This is a genomic window from Flammeovirga agarivorans (genome assembly GCF_012641475.1).
In the GTDB taxonomy this organism is placed as follows: Bacteria; Bacteroidota; Bacteroidia; order Cytophagales; family Flammeovirgaceae; genus Flammeovirga; species Flammeovirga agarivorans.
Map to the genome: position 1 here is coordinate 147,395 of NZ_JABAIL010000004.1, position 11,959 is coordinate 159,353.

Here is an 11,959-nt window from a genome sequence, read left to right on the forward strand (position 1 = left end):
AAAAATAGGATGAATTTATTATCAGTCGATAACGCAACAAAATACTGGGGAGAGAAACCTCTTTATGAAAATATTAGCTTTGGGATTCAACAAGGTCAGAAAGTAGCTTTAGTAGCAAAAAATGGTACAGGTAAGTCTACCTTATTGAATTCAATTGCAGGAAAAGAGTCTTTAGATGGAGGTACAATAGCAATCAATAAAGAAATTAAAATTGGTTTGCTAGAACAAGAACCTACTTTTGAAGAAGGTCAGTCGGTATTGGATTATGTATTGTCGAGTGATTCAGAAATCCTAAGAGCTGTTCGTAACTATGAAGAAGCCGTAGCTTTATCATCAACTGATTATTCGGATGCAGTATTGAAGCAATTGGATCTTGCCACTGCTAAAATGGAAGAGTTTAAGGCTTGGGATGCTGAGGCTAGAGTAAAACAAATTCTCACAGCATTTAAAATTAACGATTTATCGGCTTCAATGGAATCACTTTCAGGTGGACAACATAAAAGAGTTGCACTTAGTAAGATCCTTATTGAAGAACCCAATTTGGTCATCTTGGATGAGCCTACCAACCACTTAGATTTAGATATGATTGAATGGTTAGAGGAATACCTAACTAGATCTAAATTGTCTCTTTTATTAGTTACTCACGACCGTTATTTCTTAGATCGTGTTTGTAACGAAATTATTGAATTAGTGGATGGTACGATCTATACCCATAAAGGTAATTATTCATACTATATAGAAAAGAAAGCCGAAAGAGAAGCAAATCATGCTGTAACGGTTGAAAAGGCAAAAAACCTAATGAGAAAAGAACTCGATTGGGTAAGAAGAATGCCAAAAGCAAGGGGGACAAAGCAAAAGTTTAGAATGGATGCTTTCCATGATTTGAAGAAAAAAGCAAAAAGTGGAAAGAAAGAAGAAAAAGTACAAATTCAGGTCAATATGTCCCGTTTAGGGAAGAAGATTCTTGAATTTGAGAATGTATATAAATCATTTGGAGATAAAAAGATTGTAGATGATTTCTCTTATGTGTTTAAACGTAAAGAGAGAGTTGGTATCGTTGGTAATAACGGTGTCGGTAAATCTACATTTCTTAATATGTTGACGGGAACTGAATCTATAGATGCAGGTATTATTACAAAAGGAGAGACGATTGTATATGGATACTATACTCAGAAAGGTTTAAGTTTTGATGAAGATATTAAAGTAATTGATGTTGTAAGAGATATTACTGAAAATCACACCATGGGTGATGGTACAAGTCTTACTCCATTGCAATTGTTGAATCGATTCCTTTTTACTCCTGAAAAACAACATTCATTTATTTCTACACTAAGTGGAGGGGAGAGAAAAAGACTATATTTATGTACTGTATTACTTCAGAATCCTAACTTTTTAATCCTTGACGAGCCAACCAATGATCTAGATTTAGATACTTTGAGTGTGTTGGAAGATTTCTTGGAGGAATTTCAAGGGTGTGTCATCGTAGTTACTCACGACCGTTATTTTATGGATAAGTTGGTAGATCACTTGTTTGTCTTTGAAGGTGACGGTATTATTAAGGATTTTAATGGAAAGTATTCTGAATATAGAGCTTATTTAGATGAGCTGGAACGTCAGAAAAAACAAGCCTTAAAAGAGGAGAAAAAAGCTACAGAAAAGAAGGTGCAACCTAAAACAGCTTCTAAGAAATTATCTTACAAGGAACAAAAGGAATATGAAACTTTAGAAAAAGAAATCGAAGTTTTAGAAACAGAAAAAGAAGAATTGGAAGGAAAGTTGTCTGATGGTAGTGTAAGTGATGCAGATGAAATCAGAGAGATTTCAGAAAGATTAGGTGTTATCATGGATGATGCCGATGAGAAAATGATGCGATGGATGGAACTAGACGAAATAGCCAATGGATAATTCAAACAGTTATACTACTGTTTTTGTCATTTTGTATTTATGCACAGTCACCTGAACAATTATATTTTAGGGCAGGGTATAGAAGTGTTGGTGAATTAAAAATTGATTCTACTAAACAGTTCTTTACCTTGCCTATGTCTTATGGGGAGGATGAAATTCTAACTTTACCTGAAGCGGAAACGATTTCAAGGCTACAAATAGATAGTGTACTATTGGTGTATACTGATCACCCCAAAGATTTTGATTTTTCCAGCCTTAACATCAATAGGATAGAGGCTTTTTCTAAATGGTTTGATGGATCAATTGATGATCCGGTAATTCGTTGGAGAATTATTAAACAAACACAAGGAGTTTCTAAGAGAGACTTTGAAAAGATGTTTCATGGAATCGTTGTTTATTATAGGAAACATCCGAGAAAAGAATCTACCCCAGAAGAAGAAAACAAAAGAAAAAAACAAATTGAACATAGGTTTGATCACTTGGTGAAGAAAAAACTTCATGTTGAAGATCATGTCAACTCAAATACAGCTGAAATTTTCTCAGAGCATAGAGATAAATGGAATAAAATAGTTGTAGTCAGTGATTGGACTGGGTCTATGTATCCTTATACTTTAGATCTGCTTTCTTGGTTGATACAAGAAAGAGCGCAGGATCAAGTGATAGGTTTTGTGTTTTTTAATGATGGAGATACAAAGTTGAGTAACCAAAAGGTGATTGGTGAGACTTATGGTGTCTATCATATACGATCTTCCAAAGTTATGCCTGTGATGAACCTTATGGCCTCCGTTAAGAACAAAGGTGATGGAGGTGATTTGCCTGAAAACGATATTGAAGCCTTAATTTATGCCCAAAAAGAGTTTCCAGATGCAAATACATTTGTTTTGATAGGAGATAACCAATCTAAAGTCAGAGATATAAGTTTAGTTGATCAATTGAAAAGACCAGTTGAGATTATCTTAAACTATGCTGATGAGGATAAGAATGGTATTCCATATATAGTCAGTGACTATAAAAAGCTGGCTTTGGTGACAGGCGGTAATATCTATGTAAACAAGCAGTCGTTTTCAACTATAGATGAGATAAAAAGTACTAGGTCATTACAATTGAATGATCAATAAAAAACTCTTCCACAAAAAGTAGAAGAGTTTTTAGTTAGGTAACCATATATAAGCTAATTAAAATTGAGCGGTTTCTGTACTTCCTTCCATGGCAGTGGTAGATGCAGTACCGTTAGTTACGGTGTTTTGAACTGCATCAAAGTATGTGGTGCCAACAAAAGCTTGGTGTTTCACCGCTCTGAAGCCGTCTGTTTGTAAAGCAAATTCTTTTTCTTGGAGTTGTGAGTATCCCGCCATGCCTCTTTCTTTGTATGCTTTTGCTAATTCAAACATACTCGTATTCAAGGCATGGAAACCTGCTAACGTAATGAATTGGAATTTATAACCCATATCTGCTAAGTTTTCTCGGAACGTTTCCATTTCCTCCACAGATAATTTTGAAGCCCAGTTAAATGAAGGAGAACAATTATAGGCTAACATCTTGCCTGGGAATTGAGCATGAATAGCATCTGCAAATTGTTTTGCTTCTTCAAGGTCTGGGTGTGACGTTTCACACCAGATTAAATCGGCATAAGGTGCATACGATAAGCCTCTTGAAATGGCTTGGTCAATTCCATTATTTACCTGGTAGAATCCTTCAGAAGTTCTTTCTCCGTAAATAAATTCTTGATCTCTTGGGTCAATATCACTCGTAATTAAATTAGCGGCATCAGCATCTGTTCTTGCAATAATAATTGTATTAGTACCACATACATCTGCAGCTAAACGAGCAGCAATTAACTTGTTGATTGCCTCTTGTGTAGGCACTAATACCTTACCACCCAAGTGTCCACATTTCTTAGCAGATGATAACTGATCTTCGAAGTGTACACCAGATGCACCTGATTCAATCATCATTTTCATTAATTCAAATGCGTTTAAGTTACCACCAAAACCTGCTTCAGCATCGGCAATGATGGGTACCATATAATCGGTATCATCTCTGTCAGCGACAGACTGGATCTGATCTGCTCTTCTTAATGCATTATTTATTCTTTGTACAACTTTAGGTACTGAGTCGGCTGGGTATAATGATTGGTCTGGGTACATTTGTCCCGCCAAGTTGGCATCTGCAGCCACTTGCCATCCACTTAAATAGATAGCTTTTAACCCAGCTTCAACCTCTTGGATTGCTTGGTTTCCAGTTAAAGCGCCCAAACCTGCCATATAATGTTCAGAATGTAAGCCTTTCCAGAATTTTTCAGCACCTTGTTTTGCTAGTGAGTGTTCAATTATGACGTTGCCTTGAAGTTTTACTACTTCTTCAGCAGTAAAAGGTCTTTCAATGTTTGCCCATCTTGGGTTTGTATTCCATTCCTTATTTAATGCGTCAATTCTTTCTTGCTTTGTCATTTTTGGTTAATTTTAATCGTGAGTAATTATTATTCATAATAGGGCAAAACTATGGCGGTAGGATTGCCCTAATTTTTTTAATCTAATTTTTGATAAGCAGGTAACGTTAAGAATTCTATGAATTCATCTTGTGTTACTAGTTGATTGAAAATTTCAAGAGCTTCATTGTACTTTCCTGTTTCAAATTGTTCAGTACCAACATATTCTTTTATGGTGTCCATCACTTCTGGAATAAGGCTGTGATACAGTTCTTGGGTGATCGTTACACCTTCATCTGTTTTAGCCTGATGCTTTATCCATTGCCATACCTGAGTTCTAGAAATTTCTGCTGTTGCGGCGTCTTCCATCAAATGATAGATTGGTACAGCACCCTGTCCGTCTAGCCATTTGGCGATATATTGAATTCCAACATCGATATTCATCTTTAAACCCTTAAGAGTTATATCTCCTTGAGGTACTGTCAGTAAATCTTCTGCAGTGATTTTTTTATAAGTGATGGCTTTATTTAAATTGTTTGGACCGCCCATGTATCTATCAAAAACTTCTTTAGCAGTGGCAACTAAACCTGGATGAGCTACCCAGGTCCCATCATGACCTGCTAATGCTTCTCTAGTTTTATCTTTTGCTACCTTATCAATTGCTTTTTGATTGGCTTTTTGGTCGTCTTTAATTGGAATTTGAGCTGCCATTCCACCCATTGCAAAAGCTTTACGTTTGTGACAAGTTTGTATAAGAAGTTCATAATATGACTTCATGAAATGTACTTTCATGGTTACTAAAGCTCTATCAGGAAGAACGAATTCAGGATCGTTTCTAAATTTTTTTATAAATGAGAAAATATAATCCCATCTACCGCAATTCAATCCTGCTGAATGGTCTTTTAGAGCATATAAAATCTCATCCATTTCAAAAGCTGCCAATATCGTTTCAATAAGTACTGTAGCTTTGATAGTTCCTTGAGGAATACCTAGCTCATCTTGAGCAAACACAAAAATATCATTCCATAGTCTTGCCTCTAGATGGCTCTCTATTTTAGGTAAGTAGAAGTAAGGAGCACTGCTTCTTCTAATTAATTCATGTGCATTATGAAAGAAGTAAAGACCAAAGTCCAATAATCCACCAGAAATAGAAGTTCCTTCTATCAGTATATTTTTCTCTTCAAGATGCCAACCTCTAGGTCTAACCAAAAGAGTGGCTACTTTTTCATTTAAAGTATACTCCTTACCAGTGATGGGATGAGTGAATTCAATTTCTCTTCTTACAGCATCTCGAAGGTTAATTTGACCTTCCATGTTGTTCTGCCAAGTAGGAGAGTTAGCGTCTTCGAAATCGGCCATAAATACATTTGCACCAGAGTTTAATGCATTTATGATCATTTTACGATCTACTGGTCCAGTAATTTCAACTCTACGGTCTTGAAGGTCTTCCTTTACTTCTGCCACTGTCCATTCACTATTTCGAATGTAGGCAGTTTCAGCTAAGAAACTTGGTTTCTTGCCTTCGTCAATTCTTTCTTGGCGTCTAGTTCTGGCTTCAAGCAACGCTAGTCTACGTTTGTTGAACTTGTTGTGCAATTTGACCACAAACTCTAAAGCTTCAGGAGTTAGAATGGTCTCGTACTCATTAGAAATCAAATTTCTGATTTCTAGTTTCTCATTTTGAGTAATGTGTTGTCCTCTCATGATATTTAAAGTTAGTGTCTTGGTGATTGTGTCTGTTACAAATATATAAAAAGCGAAATGAATAAAAAAAGCGAAAATTCGCTAGTGAATATTCATTCAAATAAATAAAATATGAAAATATAAATATTGATAACCAATAAAACATATTTAAAGGATATATTATGTTGTATTATATGTGTATTAGTAAAAATGCGAAAATTCGCAAAAAAATACATTTTTTGTGTTTTGAACTAAGTTTGATTTAGTTTTTATAGAAATGAGCGAAAGAAATGCTCTTTTTCTTTGTGTGAAAAAATAGGGTAAAATTTACTGTGATTTTATTGTGAATGTAATTCCTATAAGATTATTTAGTATATTAATAATAGGAAATGATTTTTCATCAACACTAATTTATCTGACGATATTAATTCCATACTTATGGTCAAGAAACATATAATAATAACATTCTTAGTTTCTATCTTATCTTTTTCAGTTCAAGCACAAGATTTTCCTTCTGAATATTGGCATATGGGAGAAGTCGACTTGAATAACGGTACAACATTAAAAGGAAAGCTTAAATACTCATTAGAAGAAGGTGTAGAGTCAATTCAAATTCTTGTAAATGGAGTGATTAAGTCTTTTGGTGCAATGAATGTTCGTTCGTTTCAAATTCTAGATGCAACAACAAAAAGAGAACGATTCTTTTATTCTTTGCCGTTTAAGCAATCTAAAGGATATGTGAAAAATCATTTCTTCGAGTTGTTGGAAGATGGAGAGCCCTATGTTTTATTTATCAGAGAACGTATAGCAGAAGTATCTGAAACTTCTTATGATCCTTATTGGGGAAATAACTTTAATACAAGAAGAAGAATCTTGGTGTACGATTTCTATTTAATGGATATGTATGCAGAAATACGTCAAGTGGATACAAGAAAGCTTGAAACAATGTTGGTGTACTTTGGGAAGTATAAAGATGAAGTGGCTGCATTTATTAAGATCAATAAATTAGATTATAAGGATCGAGAAGACTTCCTTCAAATTGTTAGATATTATGATTCATTAGTAGGGGCAAGGGAAGTAACCAACTAGTGAAAGAGAAATAGATACTTATATTTACACGGGCATAACATATAGCCCGTTTTTTTATGAATAAAATTATCAAAAAATGAAACCTCTTATTTTAATTACAAACGATGATGGTATTACATCTAAAGGAATAAGTTTTCTAGTAGATGTAATGAAAAATTTAGGTGAAGTTGTTGTTGTTGCACCAGATAGTCCTCAATCGGGTATGGGGCATGCAATTACTATACATGATCCATTAAAATACCATGAGTCTGACCTTTTTGTCAAAGATGGGGTGAAAGCTTATCAGTGTTCTGGGACACCAGCGGATTGTGTGAAGTTAGCCAAAAACCATTTATTAGGGCGTATGCCAGACTTGGTCGTTAGTGGGGTGAATCATGGTAGTAATTCTTCAGTAAGTGTACTTTATTCTGGTACGATGTCGGCGGCATTAGAAGCTGCTATTGAAGGATTGCCGGCTATTGGATATAGTGTTTGTGATTATGGGTATGATGCAGAGTTTAATCATACAAGAGATTTTGTCGAAGAAATTGCAAAAAAGGTTTTAGAAAAAGGGATGCCAAAAGGAACGGCTTTAAATGTCAACTTTCCAAAAGTATCAGATGAACCAATTAAAGGATTAAAGTATTGTCGCCAGGCGGATGGTAAATGGCAAGAAGAATTTGACGAAAGAACAGATCCATCTGGAAGAAAATATTTATGGTTAACAGGGAAATATGTTTTGTTCGATAAAGGAGAAGATACTGATGAGTGGGCTTTAAATAACAATTATGGAAGTATCGTTCCTGTGAAAATTGACCTTACAAATCATGAATATTTGCAAGATTTATTGAAATAGAATAGCTGCAGCAAATAGGATGGAAGGAGTTCTCAAAATTTCATCCTATTTATCAGCATGTTAATATTTGATTAGAAAAAAGTCAGAAGAACTTATTTGTTTTCTAATTTTAACCATGCATATTTGCATCGCTTTCATACGGAGAGCAGTAGAAAATATCAGTAATTGATTGCTTGAGTGGCGGAATTGGTAGACGCGCTAGACTCAAAATCTTGTGTGGGTAACCACGTGTGGGTTCGAGTCCCACCTCAAGTACTATTTCAATTATTGTTGTTTTAAGCCTGGATGGCGGAATTGGTAGACGCGCTAGACTCAAAATCTTGTGTGGGTAACCACGTGTGGGTTCGAGTCCCACTCCAGGTACTACTTAAACATAATCATATAGAACAGATTGCTCGGGTGGCGGAATTGGTAGACGCGCTAGACTCAAAATCTTGTGAGGGTAACCTCGTGTGGGTTCGAGCCCCACCCCGAGTACTACTTTTGTTCTATATGCGCCTGGGTGGCGGAATTGGTAGACGCGCTAGACTCAAAATCTTGTGAGGGCAACCTCGTGTGGGTTCGAGCCCCACCCCAGGTACTAAGGCATTGAATTTTTCAATGCCTTTTTTTGTGGTTAATCATCCGATTTATTGTTTTTTGGTGATTTCGATAACCGGATTTTATAAAACTGCAGACAGATGATTTTAGTATTTTTAATATTTGTGAAGTTTACGTTTTATTTTAACATAAAATCTGTGAAAATTATATTAAATACTTAAAATGCTGTATATTTGTACCACATTAATATAACATAACCGACAGTTGATCAAGAAATTTTTAATATACGGCATTCTTTCACTGCTAATTTTTTCTAGTTGTGAGAACGAAGTTATCGATGATAACTTGGATGGAGAGCTGTATTCTAAAAAGTATGAATTGACTTACAGCAAACCCTTGAAATTGGATACCTTTAAGGCTTCTCTTCAGGGAGATGACTTGAATTCATCGATTGTACATTTCACAATAACCAGGTACGATGGAGTGCTGTTATATGAAGAATACGTTGATGGCGAGCAAGTAATCGGGGATGATGAAGATTTAGATTCTTTAGATATAGATACTAGAAATAGATTAGTCCACAGTAGAATAGATAATTACTTACAGGATAAATCAGAATTGATTATACTCTTCGAAAAAGTAAGGCCTCAAGTCAAAGGACTTATCAATAATTAAAAAACCTTATCACTTTAAAATGATAAGGTTTTTTATTTCACGTTATTTTTTAAAATTACGCTTTATAAAAAGGTAGTTTAGTGACTACTGCTTTTAATTTTCTATTTCTAACTTCAATAAGGATTTCAGAACCTGCTTTTGTTAGTGGTCTATTGACATAACCTAAAGCAACACCTTTTCCTAACATTGGTGACATAGTACCAGAAGTTAATTTTCCAATCACTTCACCATCGTTATTTAAGACGTTATATCCACCTCTTGGAACACCTCTGTCCAATAATTCGATACCTACAAGACGTCTAGTTACACCTTCTTCTTTTTGTTTTAACAAGTTCTCAGAGTTAGTAAACTCTTTAGTGAATTTTGTTACCCAACCTAAACCGGCTTCTAAAGGAGAAGTAGTGTCGTCAATATCATTTCCATATAGACAGTACCCCATTTCTAGACGTAAGGTATCTCTAGCACCTAAACCAATCGGTTTAATATCAAAGTCTGCACCAGCTTCAAAGATTTTTTCCCATACTGCTTTTGCATCTTTGTTCGGTACATATAATTCGAACCCTCCTGAACCAGTGTATCCAGTAGCTGAAATTACAACATTATCCACGCCAGCAAACTGACCGATAGTGAATGTATAGAATTCCATATTTGATAAGTCAACATCTGTCAATGATTGCATTGCTTCAGCTGCTTTTGGACCTTGAACAGCAAATAAAGATGTGTCATCTGAAACGTTTGTCATTTCAACACCTTCAGTATTTCTTTCTGCGATCCAATTCCAGTCCTTCTCGATATTAGAAGCATTTACAACCAACATGTATTCCTCATCTTTGATTTTGTAGATGATTAAGTCGTCGACAATACCACCATCTTCATTAGGTAGGCAAGAGTATTGTGCTTTACCGTCAAAAAGTTTTGAAGCATCGTTAGATGATACTTTTTGGATTAGATCCAATGCTTTTGGGCCTTTAAGCATGAATTCGCCCATATGTGAAACGTCAAATACGCCAACGCCATTTCTTACAGTTTTGTGTTCTTCAATGTCTGAAGAGTAACGAACAGGCATGTTGTAACCCGCAAAAGGAACCATCTTAGCTCCAAGTGCTTCATGTACATCGTTTAAGGCGATTTTCTTTAATGTTTGTTCTGTCATTTTCTTTAAGAATATGTGTTACCAAATGGTTAGATTAAATTTGGTGTAAATCTGTGGACGATTTTCAAAGGCCAAAAGTAGTAGATTGTTCTAAATTTTCATACTCTTTTAATTTTATTCCTATCATAAGTTTTTACAAAATTGTTCTCTTGATAAAATTTCTAGAAATTAGCGGTACAATTACACAAACGATACATTCAAACTAGATTATTATGGCATCTGTGTTATCCTTAGTAGGGAATACTCCTCTTGTGGAGTTGAAAAATATGAGTCCAAATCCTAATGTAAAGATATTTGCAAAGTTAGAAGGTCAGAACCCAGGCGGTAGTGTGAAAGACCGAGCAGCTTATAATATGATTAACGAAGCTGTTAAAAGAGGAGATTTAAAGAAAGGGACGAAGTTAATAGAAGCCACTAGTGGAAATACTGGAATTGCATTAGCGATGATTGCTAGTTTGATGGATATTGAAATCGAATTAGTGATGCCAGATAGTGCAACAATAGAAAGGGTGAAATCAATGAGAGCGTATGGAGCGAAAGTAACTTTGACTCCTGCTGCCATTTCTATGGAAGGAGCTAGAGATTATGCTTTATCAAAAGTTGAAGAAGGTGGTTATTTTATGCTTAATCAATTTGATAACCCTGATAACTATTTAGCCCATTACAAAACTACTGGTCCAGAAATCTGGAGAGACACAAATCAAGAGGTAACACATTTTGTTTCAGCAATGGGAACAACAGGTACTATTATGGGTACTTCAAAGTTTTTAAAGGAACAAAGTGAAGCCATTACAATCGTGGGTGCACAGCCTGCAGAAGGAGCGAAAATACCTGGTATTAGAAGATGGCCAAAAGCTTACCTTCCAAAAATATTTAACAGTGAAAGAGTTGACCAAACTGTTGATGTATCTAAAGAACAAGCAACAGTTACAGCTAGAAGATTAGCAAAAGAAGAAGGGATTTTTGCTGGGATGAGTAGTGGAGGTTCTTGTTTTGTTGCTTTAGAAACAGCGAAAAAAATCGAGAAAGGTACAATTGTATTTATTGTCTGTGATCGCGGAGATAAATACTTATCAACTGAATTATTTTAAAAATCCATATTATGAAAAAGATTATTGCTCTGGGTGTTCTAGGGTTTATGATGATGAGTTGTGGTGGCAATGCCGAAAAGCAACAAGTTCAAAAAGAAGAAAAGGTTGAACTAAAACCTGTCGTTTATAATGCAGAAAAAGCCAAAGGGCCAATGGCGTATTTTAAACTTTCAGAATGTTTGATTGCGTCTAATCCAACAGCAGCACAAACTTATGCGAAGAAAGTATTAGCCACTTTACCTGAAGATGCTACTGAAGTAAAGCAAGCAGTTGAAGCGATAGTAGCTTCTACGGATCTTGAAGAACAAAGAAAGCAATTTGAGGTAGTTACAGCATATTATTATGAAATTGCTAAGTCAGGAGAAGCAGGTATGGATGTATATAAAGTACATTGTCCAATGGCTTTTGATAATACAGGAGCAGATTGGTTGAGTGCAACTGATGAGGTAATTAATCCATATTTTGGAGATAAAATGTTACACTGTGGTCGAGTAATGGAAACGATCAAAGGAAAATAAAACATCACCTTATTTGATAAAAAAAGGCTTAAATGATACGTG

The 11,959-nt window shown here is 35.2% G+C and carries 10 protein-coding genes and 4 tRNA genes; 11 read left to right on the forward strand and 3 right to left on the reverse strand.

Annotation, left to right across the window (positions count from 1 at the left end; translation table 11 throughout):
* The first annotated feature begins 9 nt into the window (after positions 1 to 9).
* Complete coding sequence (locus HGP29_RS13595) at positions 10 to 1,905, forward strand: ABC-F family ATP-binding cassette domain-containing protein (protein ID WP_168882975.1); 1,896 nt, start codon at positions 10 to 12, stop codon at positions 1,903 to 1,905.
* A complete protein-coding gene (locus tag HGP29_RS13600; protein WP_168882976.1) occupies positions 1,872 to 3,023 on the forward strand; it encodes a hypothetical protein in 1,152 nt (383 codons plus the stop codon). The genes HGP29_RS13595 and HGP29_RS13600 overlap by 34 nt, the downstream gene beginning before the upstream one ends.
* A 57-nt stretch (positions 3,024 to 3,080) precedes the next feature.
* Here the strand turns inward: HGP29_RS13600 and aceA are convergent, their stop codons facing one another.
* Positions 3,081 to 4,355 (reverse strand): isocitrate lyase, encoded by a 1,275-nt coding sequence (gene aceA / locus HGP29_RS13605; protein WP_168882977.1) that lies wholly within the window; start codon positions 4,353 to 4,355, stop codon positions 3,081 to 3,083.
* 77 nt (positions 4,356 to 4,432) lie between these two features.
* Positions 4,433 to 6,037, reverse strand: a complete 1,605-nt coding sequence (gene aceB / locus HGP29_RS13610; protein WP_168882978.1) for a malate synthase A — start codon at positions 6,035 to 6,037, stop codon at positions 4,433 to 4,435.
* 417 nt (positions 6,038 to 6,454) lie between these two features.
* Here aceB and HGP29_RS13615 point away from each other — a divergent pair, with 417 nt between their 5' ends.
* From HGP29_RS13615 to HGP29_RS13645, 7 genes are all read left to right on the forward strand, one after another.
* Positions 6,455 to 7,105 carry a hypothetical protein gene (locus tag HGP29_RS13615; protein WP_168882979.1) on the forward strand — a complete coding sequence of 217 codons (651 nt, stop codon included), beginning with the start codon at positions 6,455 to 6,457 and terminating at the stop codon, positions 7,103 to 7,105.
* A 76-nt stretch (positions 7,106 to 7,181) separates the two neighbouring features.
* A complete protein-coding gene (surE, locus tag HGP29_RS13620) occupies positions 7,182 to 7,940 on the forward strand; it encodes a 5'/3'-nucleotidase SurE (protein WP_168882980.1) in 759 nt (252 codons plus the stop codon).
* 171 nt (positions 7,941 to 8,111) lie between these two features.
* Positions 8,112 to 8,195 (forward strand) — tRNA-Leu (locus tag HGP29_RS13625).
* Between the two features lie 24 nt (positions 8,196 to 8,219).
* A tRNA-Leu gene (locus tag HGP29_RS13630) sits at positions 8,220 to 8,303 on the forward strand.
* A gap of 30 nt (positions 8,304 to 8,333) precedes the next feature.
* A tRNA-Leu gene (locus tag HGP29_RS13635) sits at positions 8,334 to 8,417 on the forward strand.
* Positions 8,418 to 8,436: 19 nt separating this feature from the next.
* Positions 8,437 to 8,520: transfer RNA gene (locus HGP29_RS13640), tRNA-Leu, on the forward strand.
* A gap of 224 nt (positions 8,521 to 8,744) precedes the next feature.
* Positions 8,745 to 9,155, forward strand: coding sequence for a hypothetical protein (locus tag HGP29_RS13645; RefSeq protein WP_168882981.1), 411 nt, complete (start codon positions 8,745 to 8,747; stop codon positions 9,153 to 9,155).
* A gap of 55 nt (positions 9,156 to 9,210) precedes the next feature.
* On the opposite strand, the gene gcvT is transcribed toward HGP29_RS13645, so the two are convergent.
* Positions 9,211 to 10,308: a glycine cleavage system aminomethyltransferase GcvT gene (gene gcvT, locus HGP29_RS13650; RefSeq protein WP_168882982.1), complete on the reverse strand. Its 1,098-nt coding sequence runs from the start codon at positions 10,306 to 10,308 to the stop codon at positions 9,211 to 9,213.
* 212 nt (positions 10,309 to 10,520) lie between these two features.
* Here gcvT and cysM point away from each other — a divergent pair, with 212 nt between their 5' ends.
* Together cysM and HGP29_RS13660 are read left to right on the forward strand one after the other, a co-directional pair.
* Complete coding sequence (cysM, locus tag HGP29_RS13655) at positions 10,521 to 11,399, forward strand: cysteine synthase CysM (RefSeq protein WP_168882983.1); 879 nt, start codon at positions 10,521 to 10,523, stop codon at positions 11,397 to 11,399.
* 11 nt (positions 11,400 to 11,410) lie between these two features.
* Entirely contained in the window at positions 11,411 to 11,917 is a 507-nt protein-coding gene (locus tag HGP29_RS13660; RefSeq protein ID WP_168882984.1) for a DUF3347 domain-containing protein, read from the forward strand.
* The last annotated feature ends 42 nt before the right edge of the window (positions 11,918 to 11,959 follow it).